General features: G+C 63.0%; 15 protein-coding genes and 1 pseudogene. 2 read left to right on the top strand and 14 right to left on the bottom strand.

The window, feature by feature from the left end:
* Positions 1 to 103: 103 nt before the first annotated feature.
* The 7 genes from BLQ01_RS20820 to BLQ01_RS20790 form a co-directional block, all read right to left on the bottom strand.
* Positions 104 to 1,465 carry an HRDC domain-containing protein gene (locus tag BLQ01_RS20820; RefSeq protein ID WP_091554137.1) on the bottom strand — a complete coding sequence of 454 codons (1,362 nt, stop codon included), beginning with the start codon at positions 1,463 to 1,465 and terminating at the stop codon, positions 104 to 106.
* 91 nt (positions 1,466 to 1,556) lie between these two features.
* Positions 1,557 to 2,213 (bottom strand): DUF3000 domain-containing protein, encoded by a 657-nt coding sequence (locus BLQ01_RS20815; protein ID WP_026540327.1) that lies wholly within the window; start codon positions 2,211 to 2,213, stop codon positions 1,557 to 1,559.
* Positions 2,214 to 2,276: 63 nt separating this feature from the next.
* Positions 2,277 to 3,389: a threonine aldolase family protein gene (locus tag BLQ01_RS20810; RefSeq protein WP_223945172.1), complete on the bottom strand. Its 1,113-nt coding sequence runs from the start codon at positions 3,387 to 3,389 to the stop codon at positions 2,277 to 2,279.
* Between the two features lie 10 nt (positions 3,390 to 3,399).
* The gene (locus BLQ01_RS20805) at positions 3,400 to 4,140 is read right to left on the bottom strand and encodes an SDR family oxidoreductase (protein WP_091554135.1); all 741 of its coding nucleotides are present in this window, start codon (positions 4,138 to 4,140) and stop codon (positions 3,400 to 3,402) included.
* The gene (locus BLQ01_RS20800; RefSeq protein WP_091554133.1) at positions 4,140 to 5,507 is read right to left on the bottom strand and encodes a DUF6421 family protein; all 1,368 of its coding nucleotides are present in this window, start codon (positions 5,505 to 5,507) and stop codon (positions 4,140 to 4,142) included. Before BLQ01_RS20800 ends, BLQ01_RS20805 begins: the two co-directional genes overlap by 1 nt.
* A gap of 199 nt (positions 5,508 to 5,706) precedes the next feature.
* Entirely contained in the window at positions 5,707 to 6,147 is a 441-nt protein-coding gene (gene msrB / locus BLQ01_RS20795) for a peptide-methionine (R)-S-oxide reductase MsrB (protein ID WP_026546602.1), read from the bottom strand.
* 14 nt (positions 6,148 to 6,161) lie between these two features.
* A complete protein-coding gene (locus BLQ01_RS20790; protein WP_026540332.1) occupies positions 6,162 to 6,653 on the bottom strand; it encodes a hypothetical protein in 492 nt (163 codons plus the stop codon).
* Between the two features lie 147 nt (positions 6,654 to 6,800).
* On the opposite strand from BLQ01_RS20790, the gene BLQ01_RS20785 reads away from it, so the two are divergent.
* A complete protein-coding gene (locus BLQ01_RS20785; RefSeq protein WP_254779555.1) occupies positions 6,801 to 8,141 on the top strand; it encodes an alpha/beta hydrolase family protein in 1,341 nt (446 codons plus the stop codon).
* A gap of 13 nt (positions 8,142 to 8,154) precedes the next feature.
* Here the strand turns inward: BLQ01_RS20785 and ybaK are convergent, their stop codons facing one another.
* The 3 genes from ybaK to BLQ01_RS20770 all read right to left on the bottom strand — a co-directional run bounded on the left by ybaK (position 8,155) and on the right by BLQ01_RS20770 (position 10,155).
* On the bottom strand, positions 8,155 to 8,661 hold the full coding sequence (gene ybaK, locus BLQ01_RS20780) for a Cys-tRNA(Pro) deacylase (RefSeq protein ID WP_091554130.1): 507 nt from the start codon (positions 8,659 to 8,661) through the stop codon (positions 8,155 to 8,157).
* A gap of 35 nt (positions 8,662 to 8,696) precedes the next feature.
* Entirely contained in the window at positions 8,697 to 9,155 is a 459-nt protein-coding gene (locus BLQ01_RS20775) for a SufE family protein (protein ID WP_175493510.1), read from the bottom strand.
* 73 nt (positions 9,156 to 9,228) lie between these two features.
* Complete coding sequence (locus tag BLQ01_RS20770; RefSeq protein ID WP_026540335.1) at positions 9,229 to 10,155, bottom strand: sulfurtransferase; 927 nt, start codon at positions 10,153 to 10,155, stop codon at positions 9,229 to 9,231.
* Positions 10,156 to 10,365: 210 nt separating this feature from the next.
* Between BLQ01_RS20770 and zapE the strand changes: the two genes are divergently transcribed.
* The gene (zapE, locus tag BLQ01_RS20765; protein WP_026540336.1) at positions 10,366 to 11,406 is read left to right on the top strand and encodes a cell division protein ZapE; all 1,041 of its coding nucleotides are present in this window, start codon (positions 10,366 to 10,368) and stop codon (positions 11,404 to 11,406) included.
* A gap of 1 nt (position 11,407) precedes the next feature.
* On the opposite strand, the gene BLQ01_RS20760 is transcribed toward zapE, so the two are convergent.
* From BLQ01_RS20760 to BLQ01_RS22480, 4 genes and pseudogenes are all read right to left on the bottom strand, one after another.
* A complete protein-coding gene (locus BLQ01_RS20760; RefSeq protein WP_091554126.1) occupies positions 11,408 to 12,625 on the bottom strand; it encodes a benzoate/H(+) symporter BenE family transporter in 1,218 nt (405 codons plus the stop codon).
* Between the two features lie 114 nt (positions 12,626 to 12,739).
* The gene (locus BLQ01_RS20755; protein WP_026540338.1) at positions 12,740 to 12,973 is read right to left on the bottom strand and encodes an antitoxin; all 234 of its coding nucleotides are present in this window, start codon (positions 12,971 to 12,973) and stop codon (positions 12,740 to 12,742) included.
* A 95-nt stretch (positions 12,974 to 13,068) separates the two neighbouring features.
* Positions 13,069 to 14,523 (bottom strand): amino acid permease, encoded by a 1,455-nt coding sequence (locus tag BLQ01_RS20750; RefSeq protein WP_026540339.1) that lies wholly within the window; start codon positions 14,521 to 14,523, stop codon positions 13,069 to 13,071.
* A gap of 163 nt (positions 14,524 to 14,686) precedes the next feature.
* Positions 14,687 to 14,996 (bottom strand): annotated as a pseudogene (locus BLQ01_RS22480) (IS256 family transposase); the annotation flags it as partial.

Below are 14,996 nucleotides of genomic sequence, written 5' to 3'. Positions count from 1 at the left end.
TCCGTTCATCGTGCATGGGGAGACGAGAAAGGCCCGCCACCGCGAACCGTGGTTCGGGCGACGGGCCGGCCGGGCCAATAGGGCCTAGGCGGTCCGATAAGGCTCAGGCGGAGTCCTTGGACTCTTGGGTTCCCGGGGACTGTGGGTTGTCTTTCGCTTTTGATTCCTTGGCCGGAAGCGGTTTGGGGTTCAAGCAGGCATCGGTGAGGATCGGGGCGGCAAAGTCGACCTGCCATTCGCGCGCGCCCAGCGCCCGCAATTCAGCAGCCACGGTCTCAAGGGAGATCTCCGCAGGGGGTCGCCACGTGATGCGCCTGAGGAAGTCCGGCGTCAGCAGGTTTTCCACCGGTAGGTTGAGTTCGTCAGCTTTGGCCTGGAGCGCAGGGCGCGCGGTAGCCAGGCGGGCCGCGGCCTCGGGGTCCCGATCCACCCAGACCCGCGGTGGCGGCGGAGCGTTCGTGGGCAAGTGCAAGGGCGGCACGTCCGTCAGGGTCCGGGCATTGGTGATGCAGCGCAGCCAGCGTGGCGCCTCACGTTGGGCTGAGCGGCCATGGAATCCCTTGGTGGCCAGCAGTTGGGGGACAGTGGTAGGCATGGCTTTGGCGGCTGCCACCAGCGCAGAATCGGGAATCAGGCGACCCGGAGCCACGTCACGCTTGCGGGCCAGCTGGTCGCGCTCCTGCCACAGTTCACGGACGGCTGCCAATTGGCGTCGGTCCCGGATCTGGTGCAGGCCGGACGTCTTCCGCCAGGGATCCACCCTGGGTGCTGAAATGCCGGCGGCAAGGATGCCGGCAAATTCCTGCTCTGCGTACTGAAGTTTGCCGTCGGCTTCGAGCAGTTCGATAAGTTCTTCGCGCAATTCGGCAAGAACTTCGACGTCGAGGGCTGCGTACCGGAGCCACGGCTCGGGCAGCGGGCGGGTGGACCAGTCGGCCGCTGAGTGTTCTTTGGCGAGGCCGAATCCCAGGAGTTGTTCAATGACGGCGGCCAGGCCCACGCGCGGAAGGCCGGCAAGCCGTGCGGCAAGTTCGGTGTCGAACAGTTTGTCCGGCCACATGCCGAGCTCGGACAGGCAGGGGAGATCCTGTGTTGCTGCGTGCAGGATCCATTCGACTCCCCGGAGGGCCTCGTTAATGATGACCAGGTTCTCGAAAGGCTCGGGGTCAATCAGCCAGGTTCCTGCCCCCTCGCGGCGGATCTGCACCAGGAAGGCGCGTTGTCCGTAGCGGAAGCCGGAGGCGCGTTCTGCGTCCACCCCGGCTGGTCCTGTTCCGGCGGCGATGGCGGCGGCGCACCGTTCCAGTCCAGAAGGCGTATCGATGACTACGGGCACGCCTTCGCGTGGCGTATCGAGATCGATGACTTCAGGGACGTGGCTGTCGAAGCCGTCTACCTTGATGTGCGTGGTGGGATCAGCAACCGGAACGCCGGCTGTGTTTTTATCCAGGTTTTCAGGGGTCATGGTGGCTTAAGCTTACCGATTCATGCCGGGATCACGCCGGGGCGTGGTGATGGCAGCACCTTGGGCGCCTGTGCCGGTAGGTGATTATTGGTCAATTGAGTCTCCTGTTGGGCAGTCCGGTGACACCCGGTGGAAGGGGTGGAAGTCCCGCGAACGTGCACACCATGTCGGACCAGGCTTCCAAGTGGGCCTGGACATCAGCGCCGGCCGGCGTCCACGAAGCGCGGAGTTCAATGTCTATGGTGTCCGGACGTTCGGCCAGCGTGCCGAAGCTCTCGGAGAGGATCCTGGTTGCCGTGCCACCGGCCGCGCGGTACGGTGCCGCGTGGTTCTCCAAGGCATCCACCAGCCATGTCCACGCGACTGAGCCAAGCATGGAGTCATTGCCCATCTCCGCGTCCATTTGGGCCCTGATGTAGGTGACGATCCGGAATTCGCCTTCCCATACTGCCGAGCCGTCGGGATCGTAGAGGAGGATGAACCGGCCCGTGGCCAGTTCGTCGTCGTCCTCGCTTGCCGGCGTGTTGGCCTGGCTGGCTGCGAATGCTTTGGCTGCCGGCCCGTGCACGGGCACCCGACGTGTTGCCGCGGTGGGGCTGAAGACTTCTGCTCCGAGGGCTACTGCATAGGGTGCCAGCCGTGCCGGTGCAGGGATTTCGTCAAGCCGCAGTTCGCTGCGGCATTGGGCTTTTCGTAGCGTTCCCAAAGCGAGAAGAAAGTCCGAGGGAACCTGTGCGAGGGCGTTCACCCTCGCAGGTTATGCTTCCGGGACGGCGATTCCCAGCAGGCTCGCCGCCCCGGATGCACGGGGTTAGAGGGAGCCCAGTTCCCGCTTGATTCCTGCGACGAAGGCGTCGATGTCTGCTTCGGTAGTGTCGAAGGAGCACATCCACCGGACCTCGCCCCTGGCTGCGTCCCAATCGTAGAAGGCAAAGTTCCTGCGCAGGCGATCGGCAACGCCGGCCGGCAGGATGGCAAAGACGCCGTTGGACTGCGTTGCCTGGGTGGGCTCCACGCCGTCGATTGCCTCGACAGCCGTGCGAAGACGGGCCGCCATGGCGTTGGCATGCGCGGCAGACCGCAACCACAGCCCGTCCTCAAGCAGGGCGATGAACTGTGCGGAAATGAAGCGCATCTTCGAAGCCAGCTGCATGTTCATCTTCCGCAGGAACTTCAGTCCGTCCGCTGCCTCAGGGTTCAGGGCAACCACCACTTCGCCAAAGAGCAGGCCGTTCTTGGTGCCGCCAAAGGAGAGGATGTCCACTCCGGCATCGCGGGTGAAGGCGCGCAGGGGCACATCCAGGTAGGCCGCGGCGTTTGCCAGCCGCGCGCCGTCCATGTGGAGCTTCATGCCCTTGGCGTGGGCGTGTTCTGCAATGGCACGTACTTCTTCAGGGGTGTAGCAGGTGCCCAGTTCGGTGGTTTGGGTAATGGAGACCACCAGGGGCTGTGCGCGGTGCTCGTCGCCCCATCCCCATGCTTCCCGATCAATCAATTCGGGCGTGAGCTTGCCGTCTTCTGTGGGGACCTGCAGGAGCTTGATCCCGCCGACGCGTTCCGGTGCGCCGTTCTCATCCATGTTGATGTGCGCGGTGGAAGCGCAGATGACGGCTCCCCAACGCGGCAGGAGGGACTGCAGAGCCAGGACGTTGGCGCCTGTGCCGTTGAAGACAGGGAAACTCTCAATGCCGGAGCCGAACTGCTGCTCCAGAACTTCCTGGAGGCGCGCAGTGTAGACGTCCTCGCCGTAGGAAACCTGGTGGCCACCGTTGGCAGCGGCCAAGGCGGCAAGGATCTCAGGATGCACGCCGGAGTAGTTGTCGGAGGCAAATCCACGCACCGATGGGTCGTGGAGTTGTTGGTGCCCGGCCATCGTGTTGGCGGTGGCAGTGGCCTCTGTTGTGCTCGTCACTTGTTCATTCACGCTTTCAAGTCTATTTGGCCAGCAGGATGCGCTGGCCGTTGAGGTTTGCGGCCGGCTCTTCGAACAATCCGACGACGGCGGCCGCCAGGTCTTCGACGTCCGTGTAGCCGGGGAACCGCCTCTCCGGGTGTGCGGCCCGCATGGCAGGATCCACCAGAGCCTTGACGACGAAGATGACAGCGGCACTGTGCACGTCTTGGGGCTGGTGCTGGGTTTCGGCCCGGCCGTCAGCCTGCGCCCTGCGGAACCCGTCAGCCACCGCCAGGGTCCAGGCTTCAGCGGCGGCTTTGGAAGCGGCGTAGCTGGCGGCAGCGGCGGTGGGGGAGGAAACGACAGTGGAGGAAATCATCGCCAGCCGGCCATGGGGGGAGGCCTCAATCTGGCTGTAGAAAACGCGGGAAACATTGCGCAGGGTAGTGATAGCGCCGCGTTCCATCGCATCCCAGTCCTCATCGGACTGGTCTTCTATACCTTTCGCTCCACGCCAACCGCCCACCAAGTGGATCACACCATCCACGCGGTCCACGCCGCGGCCGGTGAGCCCGCGGGCCAGTTCACGAACGGCATCGTAGGAGGCGAGGTCACACACCATGGGGGTGACTCCGTTGCCGGCATCATCCGCCGCGGCCTTGATCCGGGCATCGTCCGAGCCGACGGTGAAAACCTTGTGACCGGCGGCCCCCAACGCACGCGCCGTGGCGATGCCGGACGCGCTGCTGCCGCCGGTTACAAGGATGGTCAAACCGGGCATCAGGCTGCCGTCGCGCCAGTGATGCCGGTGGTGGATTCGATGACGGGGCGCATTTTCTTCTCCAGTGCTTCGTAGAACATGGACAGGGGGAACTCATCGTCAAGGACCTGGTCGGTGAGCCCGCGGGGAGGACCGTCCAACGGCAGGGCATCCGGACCCTTGGCCCATACCGACGCCGGGTGGGCTGTGACGGTGCCGGAAATGAGTTCGTAAGCAGCCAACCAGTGGGCGGCCTTGGGGCGGTCGATCGAACGCCAGTACAGTTCCTCGATCTTTGCGCCGAGTTCAACCACGACTGCAGCAGCATCTTCCCAGTCAATGGAGAGTTTGCTGTCGGTCCAGTGCAGAACGTGGTGCTGGTGCATCCAGGCGAACAGCAGTTGCCCGCCGAGCCCGTCGTAGTTGCGGACGCGGCTGCCGGTGATGGCGAAACGGAAGATCCGGTCAAAGATCACCGCATACTGAACCAGTTTTGCGTGCTTCCGGGCATCGGGATCTGCGTTCTCGTCCTTTTCGATGCGCACCGACTCACGGAAAGCGGTCAGGTCACAGCGCAGCTCCTCCAGTGAGTAGAGGAAGAACGGCATGCGCTGCTTGATCATGAACGGATCAAACGGAAGATCACCACGCATGTGGGTCCGGTCGTGGATGAGGTCCCACATAACGAACGTGCGCTGCGTGAGTTCCTGGTCCTCGATCAACTGGGCTGCATCCGCGGGAAGTTCCAGTGACGTAGTTGCTGCTGCAGCTTTGAGGACCCGACGGAAGCGTGCGGCTTCGCGGTCGGCGAAGATGGCGCCCCAAGTGAAGGTGGGAGTCTCGCGCACCGCAACCGTTTCGGGGAAGAGGACCGCTGAGTTGGTGTCGTACCCCGGAGTGAAATCGATGAAGCGGATGGGGACGAAGAGCTTGTTGGAGTACTCGCCTGCTTCCAGGCCTCCAATGAACTCCGGCCAGATAACCTCGATCAGGACGGCCTCGACCAGCCGGTTGGTGCTGCCGTTCTGCGTGTACATGGGGAAGACCACCAGGTGCTGGAGGCCGTCCACGCGAAGTTCCTGGGGCTGGAACGCCTGCAGGGAATCCAGGAAGTCAGGTACGCCAAAACCGTCGTTCACCCACCGGCCGAAGTCTTCCACCAGCAACTCCAGGTAGCGGGCATCGTGGGGGAAGAGGGGAGCCAGGGCGGTAATGGCTTCGCAGATCGTTGCGACGAGCGCGGCTGCCCCGGCGTGGGCAGAAGGATCGGCGATGGAGCCGTCCTGTTCCTGGTGTGCCTGGAGCGCTGTGGCCGCGGCCTTCAGCGATGTCCACTCGGCGTTGTCGGCGGTGACACGCGGGAGGGTGGAGGTGGCGATGGTTGTCATGGAGCTCGGCCCTTTCCGAAGTAGTTATTGCTTCTGGGCCGAGCGTAGCAAGCGAAAAGCATTGCTAATCCAAAAAAGCCCTCAGCATAAGCAACTCTTGCTCTTCGGGTGCTTCTGTCCCGTTCGAGGTCCAGCGCGCAGCGTTTCTCCTCCGAACGATGCCGGACGGACCAGTAAATAGCTGGCCCGTCCGGACGCGTCAGTTCTCTTCCGCGTTGACCAGGCGGAGGGAAACGGAATTGATGCAGAACCGCTGGTCGGTGGGAGTGCCGTAGCCCTCACCCTCGAACACGTGCCCCAGATGGGAATCACAGTTGGCGCAGCGGACCTCTACCCGGTCCATCCCCATGGTGCGGTCATGAAGGTATCGGACCGTGCCATCGGCCAGGGGAGCCCAGAACGAGGGCCAGCCGCAATGGGAATCGAACTTCTCCTTGCTGGTAAAAAGTTCGCTGCCACAAGCACGGCACTGATAGACGCCCTCGGTGTGGGTATCCCAGTACTCCCCGGTGTAGGGTCGCTCCGTTCCCGCCTGCCGCAGAACCCGGTATTCCTCCGGGGTTAACTCCTCGCGCCACTGGGCATCGCTCTTCTCCACGGGCGCAGCGGTTGTCTTGCTGGTGTTCTCAGGAGTGTTCATGTCTTCTCCAACGCTCACGAGTCGCCGATAAATCCCGAACCCGCGTACAAATGCAGCACCGGAAGCCCCAATTGATCCTGGGCCTTGTTGGCCCAGTCCGTGTGGAACGTGTCGGCGATCGCGTGGGGCCGCGTGACCACCACAGCTTGAGCAGCATCCAGTGCCCGCACCTTGGCCACCAAGCCGGCTACCGCACCGCCGTCGACTACTTCACCGGTGACGCCACCACCCACGCCGGCCAAAGCCGCCAACGAGGCAGCCAACGTCTCCGACGCTTCAGCCCGCTCGGCTACCGGATCCGGTGACTGCGCAGTGAGCTCACGGAATGCCTTGGCAATATCGAGTAACGAGAGGTTCTCCAGGAAATCCACCAGGAGATGTCGCTCGGTATTGGCCGGAACCAGTACAACAAGGGGCGTGTCACCGCCGTCCACCAGTTTGGCGATGTTTACGCGGTCGTCGGGGCCAAGGGGCTCTTCAGTCAGGATGACTATGGGATCACTCATGGCTACAGCGTAGTCCCGCCCAACGTGCGTCCGCAGGCTTTTGCCGCCGAATCAACGCACTGAATCAACGCGCCGATTCAATGCACAGTGGCGCCGCGCGCCCGGCACCTGCACCAGGCACCGCCAAGGACCGGCAACAATGGAAGCATGGCATCGACTAACCGGTCAGCGAGCGACGCTGCAGAGAACAAACTGTCCCTCCGCACCAAATGGGCCATCGGCGGCTTCCTCGCGGGCGGCACCCTCGCCGGACTGCTGGGCGCAGGATCCTCTGCGCTCGCCGTCTACTTTGCCCGCCGCGTCATCACCCCCGCTGCCAGGCATGAGGACCAGGAGGTCCTCGCCGTCATCCAGGGCGACAAGGGCCCCCAAGTCATCCTGGCCGCTACTCCCGACACCACCATAGACGGCGTATTCAGCCTCTTCTTCGCCGGAGGTCAGGGCCATGCACGGATTGGCAGGATCGTGTCCTATTCCCCGGCCGAGCAGACCGTTCTCCGGGAGGTTGAAGAGGTCTACAGCGGAAATCTTGCAGAGGCCCGCCGTGGGTGGTGGAGCGGCGCCACCTACCCGGACCCGGCGTCGATTGGCCTGGTGGCCCAAGACGTGGACATAGCGGTCGACGGCGGTGTGGCACCTGCGTGGTTGGTCCGCGCCGAGGCGTCCAATCCGGCAGCGGTCTGGGCAATCATGGTCCACGGGCGTGGGGCCACACGCCTTGAAGGCCTTCGGGCTGTGCGAACGGCGCAGAGCCTGGGCATGGACAGCCTGCTCATCTCCTACCGCAACGACGGCCTTGCCCCGTCAGCCCTCGATGGACGCTACGGCCTGGGATCCACCGAATGGCGCGACGTAGAGGCTGCCATTGACTACGCGCGTGAACACGGAGCGGAGGAGATCGTGCTGTTCGGGTGGTCGATGGGCGGAGCGATCAGCCTCCAGACCGCCGATCTGTCCAGCCACCGGCATCTCATCCGGGCCCTGGTCCTGGATGCCCCTGTCATCAACTGGGTCAATGTCATGGCACACCACGCGCAGATGAACAGGATTCCCTACACTGTGGGGCGCTACGGGCAGTTGATGCTGGGTCACCCGCTGGGTCGCAGGCTCACCGGTCTTGCGGCCCCCGTTGACCTCAAGGCAATGGATTGGGAAGCCCGGGCAGTGGAGCTGCGCACACCCACGCTTTTGATCCACAGCGTTGACGATGACTATGTTCCGTTCGGACCCTCGGCGAGCCTTGCCGAGAAGAACCCGGAGATGGTGACCTTTGAGCCATTCAACGGCGCCCGGCACACCAAGGAATGGAATGTGGACCCGGAACGGTGGGAGCGCATAGTGCGCTCATGGCTGCAGCGGCAGCTGGCACCGCGGAACAACCCGGGACAAGCGGGCGGAGCAGGGCCGACGGACGGCACGGCCCAGGTACATGGTGGGGATTCTGTGGACGGTGGAGGCACAGCCGGCGTTCAGGGCCCTCGCGGCTGAACGCGCTGGCTGGTTAGCCTTGGGCCGTTGGTGTGGTCTTAATGGCCGCGACAGTGGCGTTGGTCAGCCGGACCAGGTCCGTCGGAGCAAGTTCGATGTCCAGCCCGCGCCGGCCTCCGGATACCAGGATGGCATCAAAGGCGAGCGCTGAAGCGTCAAGGACAGTGGGGGAGGGCTGGCGCTGCCCCAAGGGGGATATGCCGCCGAGCACGTAGCCGGTTCGGCGCTCCGCAGCCCTGGGATCTGCCATGGCTGCTTTTTTGGCTCCCAGCGCTGCCGCCACTGATTTCAGGTCCAGGTTGCCCGATACGGGGACAATGGCCACGGCAAGGCGGGCTTCGACTTCAACCATGAGGGTTTTGAAGACCCGCGCCGGTTCAATGCCCAGGACCTCTGCCGCTTCCAGGCCGTAGCTGGTTGCCGCCGGGTCATGGACGTACGGGTGAAGCACAAAGGAAACGCCGGCCGCAGCGAGGGCTGCAGTGGCCGGCGTTCCCTGTGAAGCCATCTTTTTGGCCATACCGTGTGGTGTCGCCTTTCAGTGCTCTGACGGAATCAGTGTTCCAACCGGTTGGCGGCTGCAACTTTGCGTTTGATGCGGCCGAGCATGGCGGTCATTCCCCGCATCCGCAGGGGAGTGATGGCCCTGGTCAGGCCCAGCAGTTCAGGCATGTCATCCGGGACGGCGAGAATATCTTCGGCCGTTAATCCGTCGAGTCCCTCGTGCAGGACACCGGCGAAGCCGCGGGTGGTCGGCGCTTCCTGGGGAGCCTTGAAGAAGAGCCGGTACTTCCGGACGCCATCAGGATTCTTCTCCGACTCGATCGTGAGGAACAGCGGAGATTGGCACTCCACAACCTGTTCCAGCAACTCGGGGTGGTCCTTCAAGCGTTCCGGAAGCTCCGGCAGTCCCCTGGAGAACTCAAGCAGGAGCTGGAGGCGGTCGGGCTCCGTCAGTGCCTGGAAGTCATCGACGATTTCCGCCAACGCGGTGGGCAAAGTGTACGTACTCATCTCTTCCAGCTTACGCACAACCGGGGCGGAATGGCTCTGTGTACCGCAACACTACGGGACTCCCGTTCACGTATCAGCTGCGAGCGAAGGCGGCCGGTACCGAGCCCCGATCGGCGCCCTTGACGATGGGAACGCGTACTGCGTTGCCCCACTCCGTCCAGGAGCCGTCGTAGTTGCGCACGGAATCAAAGCCCAGCAGGTATTTGAGCGCGAACCACGTGTGGCTTGAACGTTCGCCGATCCGGCAGTAGGCCACCACGTCATCGCCGGCTTCGAGCCCGGCTTCACCCAGGTACAGGGCTTCAAGCTCTTCGCGGCTGCGGTAGGTGCCATCTTCTGCAGCTGCACGTGCCCACGGAATCGATGCTGCCGTGGGGATGTGGCCGCCGCGGAGGGCGCCTTCTTCGGGGTAGGCAGGCATGTGGGTACGTTGGCCGGTGTATTCCTCGGGGGAGCGGACATCGATCAGCGGGTTGCCCAGGTGCGCCAGGACGTCTTCCTTGAACGCACGGATGGGGGCGTCATTGCGCTCCACCACGGGATATTCGCCGACGACGGGCTGGGAAGCGTCGGTGGTGAGAGCGCGTCCTTCTGCGATCCACTTGTCGCGCCCGCCGTCAAGGAGCCGGACGTCTTCGTGGCCGAAGAGAGTGAAAACCCAGAGGGCGTAAGCAGCCCACCAGTTGGACTTGTCCCCATAGATGACCACGGTGCTGTCACGGGAGATTCCCTTGGACGCAGCGAGGGCAGCGAACGCGGCACCGTCGACGTAGTCACGGGTGACCTCGTCGTTCAGGTCGGTGTGCCAGTCGATCTTCACGGCCCCCGGGATATGCCCGGTCTCGTAGAGGAGGACATCTTCATCGGACTCCACCACTACCAGCTTGCCGTCGGCGATGGCACCGTCGGCCAGGGCTGATGCCAGCCACTCTGTGGAGACGAGGCGTTCCGGGTTTGCGTATGCGGCAAACTTTTCGTTCTGTTCAACGGGGTAGGACATGGTGATGGCCTTTCACTGACAACGGACGGGAGCCAGGCCGTGGAAAATGGTGCAGGTGCCAGCCCGGCGTTCTCCCAACACTAACCACGGGCTGCCCGGATTGCTTCCCGGCGGTCACACGATGAAACATGTGCTTGGTCACGTGTCCTTCCCGGACCTTCCAATGCCGGTATTCTTGCTGGGGACCTAATACCGAAGGAACGGACCACCGTGGTACAGATCGAACAACTGGCTGCCCGCACACCGGCAGTCTCCGTGGAGGAACTCCTCAAGGGTTTCTACCCCTCTCCGCGATTCGGAGAGGTCTCGTTCGACAGTTACCGTCCCGATCCCTCGCAGCCGAGCCAGGCCAACGCCGTGAAGCTCCTTTCGGCCTTCGCCGACGGGGTTGGCTCCGAGGACAGTGGCGGATTGTTCAAGAAGCTCTTCGCCAAAAAGGCTCCGGCCACCAGGGCAGGAATCTACCTTGACGGTGGTTTTGGAGTGGGCAAAACCCACCTCCTGGCCTCCTTGTGGCACAGGTCTCCGGGCCCCAAGGCATTCGGCACGTTCGTGGAATACACCAACCTGGTTGGTGCGCTTTCGTTCCGCAAGACCGTCGAGGCCCTGAGCAGCTACAAGCTGGTCTGCATCGACGAATTCGAACTCGATGATCCAGGTGACACGGTGTTGATGTCCCGCCTGATGCGCGAACTGGCCGACGCCGGCGTCAAACTGGCCGCCACATCGAACACCTTGCCTGGCTCACTGGGTGAGGGGCGCTTTGCCGCCGTCGATTTCCAGCGCGAGATCCAGGTTCTTGCCGACCAATTCGATGTTGTCAGGATCGACGGCGAGGATTTCCGGCACCGCGGCTTGCCTGCTGCTCCGGCACCCCTCAAGACTGAAGAACTCAAGCACCGCATGAAGGCCGAATTTGCAGGCAAGACGGTGGCAGTGGACGATTTCCGCACACTGGTCAACCATCTGGCTGCGGTACACCCCAGCCGCTACCGGCAGCTCATCTCCGGCGTCGAAGCAGTGGTCTGGAGCGACGTCGAAACCATCACGGAACAGGCTGTGGCCCTCCGCTTTGTGGTGTTGGCGGACAGGCTCTATGACAAGGATGTGCCCATCCTGGCCAGTGGCGTCCCCTTCGACAAGCTCTTTACCGAAGAGATGATGACCGGCGGCTATACCAAGAAGTACTTCCGTGCTGTGTCCAGGCTGACAGCGCTTGCCCGCGAGGCGCAAAACCACGAGCCTGCCTGACTCACGCTTTCTGTACTGGTTCGCGGCTCTTGAGCATCCAGCGAACCAGGATGCCTCCGGCAAGCGCCCAGAACGCGGCGCCCACACCGGCGAAGCTGAGGCCTGACGCTGCCAGCAGGAAAGTGATGCAGGCTGGTATGCGTTCCTCTGCGACGGCCAGCGCAGAGGAAATGGACGCCGCCAAGGTCCCCAGGAGTGCCAGGCCGGCTACGGCTTCCAACAGCCCCGATGGTGCCGCCGCTACCAAGGTCACCAGGGCCGCCGAAGCTGCGGCCAGGACCAGGTAGGCCAAACCGGAGACGAACGCTGCGATCCAACGCCTGCTGTGGTTCCTGCCCGCCTCCTCGCCCGCTGCCAGGGCTGCGCTGAGGGCGGCAAGGTTGATTGCATGGCCGCCGAATGGCGCTCCCACGATGGTTCCGGCTCCGGTGACCAGCATGGAGGAACGCCAAGGTGTGGTGTAACCAAACGACTTCAGGACAGCGACTCCCGGGATGTTCTGGGAGGCCATGGTGACGATGAACAAGGGCAAGGCCAGCCCTACTGCCGCCTCCACGGAGAAAGCCGGTGTGGTCCACTCCAACCTTGGCAAGAGACTGTCCACGGGGATCTGGACGCCGTTGGAGGCAATGTGGATTCCGATAACGGCCAGGGCCACCAGCAACGATGCCGGGACTGACCACCGCGGCGCGAACTTCATCAGGACAACCCAGCACAGGACCACGGGAGCAATCAGCAGCGGAGCCGATCCCAGCGACTTGAAAGGAGCCAGGCACAGGGGGAGCAGGACTCCGGCAAGCATGGCTTGGGCAAGTGCCGTCGGGATTTTTGCCATGAGCCGCCCCAATACCGGCAACAGTCCAGTCAGGACGATCAGCACCCCAACCATAAGGAACGCCCCCACGGCAGCCGGCCATCCGCCGTCGACCGTTCCGGCTGAGGCGAGCAGCGCCGCCCCGGGCGTGGACCAGGCGAGCGTCACCGGCAACCTGGAACGCCAGGACAGCCACAGGATTCCAAGGCCAAAGGTGAGGGTGAGAGCGAGTAGTCCGCTCGATGCCTGGGCCTGGTTGGCGCCCACCGCCTGCAGGCCGGCAAGGACGACGGCAAATGATGAGGTGAAACCCACCAGCGCGGTGACGATACCGGCGGTAATCGGAGGTCCCAGTGTCTCCCGGCTGGAACTGTCGTGCGTTCGGGGCGGGGAGACGGAAGGCATAAAGATCAACGTACCCGACCGTCAGAGGGTGGGCGTTAAACGCCAAGGGCACCGGTGGCGCCTCTCGGCGGGACCGGTGCCCCCTTGACGTATCTGGTACGGCGGCTCAGGCAGCTATGGCTGCTTCGGCTCATCCGTGACGGGAGCCTGTCCAGGCTGACCGTCGTTCTTGGCCACGAAGTCGGAAGCGGCGTTCTGGACCTTGTCGACGTGGCCGGCATACTTGCCGCCCGTCTTCTCGTCCACAAAATCCCCGGCCTTTTCGATGCCATTCTTGATGGCTTCTTCGTTGCCTTGAATGAGACCCTGAGCCTTGCCCTTCAGGTCGTCAATTAAACCCACGGGCACCTCCCTTCCATCGCGGAGCCAGTTCGCTCCTCCGCGTCCGACCCTAACACCACTTTTCAAGGGTGCCAAGGGTTCCGGATTGGCCTGTGGATAAACTACGCCAACGGCGTACTTTCCACCTTGTGGCGGGGGCTGTCCGGATTCATCAGGGAGTGTCGTCGGCCGTAAGCGAAGTAGATCACCAGGCCAATCACGAGCCATACGCCAAACCGTACCCAGGTTTCCCAGTGGAGCTGGAACATCAGGAATGCCGAAGCCAGGACACCGAAGGCAGGCACGAGCGGCATGAGCGGCAACCGGAACGTCCTTGGAGCGTTCGGCTTGGTGTAGCGGAAGACAATCACCGAGACACACACCACCACGAATGCAGCCAGGATGCCGATATTGGTGAGGTCGGCTACTTCCTTGATGGGGAAGACGCCGGCAAGGAATGCCGAAGCAACGCCGGCGATCCACGTAACGCGCTGCGGCGTCCCGTGCCGGTCCGTCTTGGCGAACCAGCCCGGCAGCAGGCCGTCACGGCTCATGGAGAACCACACGCGGGTGACGCCCAACAGGAAGGTCAGCATGACGGTCAGGATGGACAGAACCGCGAACACGGAGATGATGGTGGCAATGACGGGCAGTCCCACGCCCTGGAACGCCGATGCGAAGCCGGCTGTGGGATTGATGTCCTTGTAGTTCTGCATGCCGGTCAGGACCAGCGTGGCGGCTACGTACAGGAGCATGGCAATGATCAAGGACAGGATGATGGCCTTGGGCATGTGCTTCTTGCCGTCCTTTGCCTCTTCGGCCGCCGTGCTCATGGCGTCATAGCCGAAGACGGCGAAGAAGACGGTGGCGGCACCGGCAATGACCGGGCCGAAGCCGCTGGGCATGAACGGGTTGTAGTTTTCGGTGTTGACGTAGAAGATGCCCAGTCCAATGATGAACAGGATCAGGATGACCTTGATGGCCACAGCTACCAGCTCGAACCGGCCAAAGGCCTTGGTTCCGCGGCTGAGGATCCAGGTGACCAGGAGGCAGACCAGGATTGCCGGGAGGTTGATGATTCCGCCCTTGCCCTCGTCGGCCGTGGACGTCATCCAGGTTGGCATGTGAATTCCGATGCCGGAGAGGAAAGCATCAAAGTAGCCGGAGATGCCGATGGCCACTACAGCCACGATCGCAATGTACTCCAGCAGCAGATCCCAGCCGATGAACCAGCCAATGATCTCGCCAAGGGCAACGTAGCCGTAGGTGTAGGCCGAGCCGGCGCGCGGGATCATGCCGGCGAATTCCGCGTAGGAGAGCGCGGCTGCACCGGAAGCCAGGCCGGCGATCAGGAAGGAAAAGAGCACGGCGGGGCCTACGCCCGGGTTGCCCTCGCTGCCGTGGGCTACAAGGCCGGCAAGGGAGAAAATCCCGACGCCGATAATTCCGCCAACGCCGATTGCTGTCAGTTGCCAGAGGCCAAGACTCTTAAAGAGTCCGCTGTGTTTGCTTTCTTCCTCGATGTCGTCGATGGGCTTGCGCCTCAGGACGGACTTGGAAGCCGTCTGTTGATTCATGGGGGTACTCCTGCCATAGGCGTGGAACGGTGATGAGCTCGCAGTACATTATGCGAGCCGAATCACATTAGATAAAGCGACTTCTTCTGAGGGGTATCGGTTATTTCCCGTAATGAGTTGGTCTTTGGGTTATAGGACAAAACGTGTGTAAATCTCGGGTGTGTCATGTGCGGCCTGCCCATCCTTTGCGATGCCAGAGTCCTTCGTCGGCGCTGAGTCCGGTGCTGTAGAGCTCGGGCCCGGGCTTCTGCTCGGTCGTGGTGATGGCTTCGGTCTTGGCCGGACGGTAATGCACGGCTTTGATGAGTTTGGCCGGTGGCAGGGGCTGTTCGCTGTGCAGGTAGAGGTACCACTCGATCGCGCGTTTTCGATGTTCTTCACTCATGCCCCGGTGGGCCCGCAGCAGCAACCGGAGTTGGGCGTTGGTGCCGCCTTCAATGCGATTAGTAGTCGAGGCGATCTGCAGGCCGGCG

This window comes from Arthrobacter sp. UNCCL28 (genome assembly GCF_900102805.1).
GTDB classification, from domain to species: Bacteria; Actinomycetota; Actinomycetes; order Actinomycetales; family Micrococcaceae; genus Arthrobacter; species Arthrobacter nicotinovorans_A.
This window is presented reverse-complemented; position numbering and strand designations above follow the sequence as displayed.

Coding starts and splice junctions, on each gene's coding strand:
- BLQ01_RS20820 (WP_091554137.1), bottom strand. CDS start 1,465: ATGACCCCTGAAAACCTGGATAAAAACACAGCCGGCGTTCCGGTTGCT.
- BLQ01_RS20805 (WP_091554135.1), bottom strand. CDS start 4,140: ATGCCCGGTTTGACCATCCTTGTAACCGGCGGCAGCAGCGCGTCCGGC.
- BLQ01_RS20800 (WP_091554133.1), bottom strand. CDS start 5,507: ATGACAACCATCGCCACCTCCACCCTCCCGCGTGTCACCGCCGACAAC.
- msrB (WP_026546602.1), bottom strand. CDS start 6,147: ATGAACACTCCTGAGAACACCAGCAAGACAACCGCTGCGCCCGTGGAG.
- BLQ01_RS20790 (WP_026540332.1), bottom strand. CDS start 6,653: ATGAGTGATCCCATAGTCATCCTGACTGAAGAGCCCCTTGGCCCCGAC.
- BLQ01_RS20785 (WP_254779555.1), top strand. CDS start 6,801: ATGGCATCGACTAACCGGTCAGCGAGCGACGCTGCAGAGAACAAACTG.
- ybaK (WP_091554130.1), bottom strand. CDS start 8,661: ATGGCCAAAAAGATGGCTTCACAGGGAACGCCGGCCACTGCAGCCCTC.
- BLQ01_RS20775 (WP_175493510.1), bottom strand. CDS start 9,155: ATGAGTACGTACACTTTGCCCACCGCGTTGGCGGAAATCGTCGATGAC.
- BLQ01_RS20770 (WP_026540335.1), bottom strand. CDS start 10,155: ATGTCCTACCCCGTTGAACAGAACGAAAAGTTTGCCGCATACGCAAAC.
- BLQ01_RS20760 (WP_091554126.1), bottom strand. CDS start 12,625: ATGCCTTCCGTCTCCCCGCCCCGAACGCACGACAGTTCCAGCCGGGAG.
- BLQ01_RS20750 (WP_026540339.1), bottom strand. CDS start 14,523: ATGAATCAACAGACGGCTTCCAAGTCCGTCCTGAGGCGCAAGCCCATC.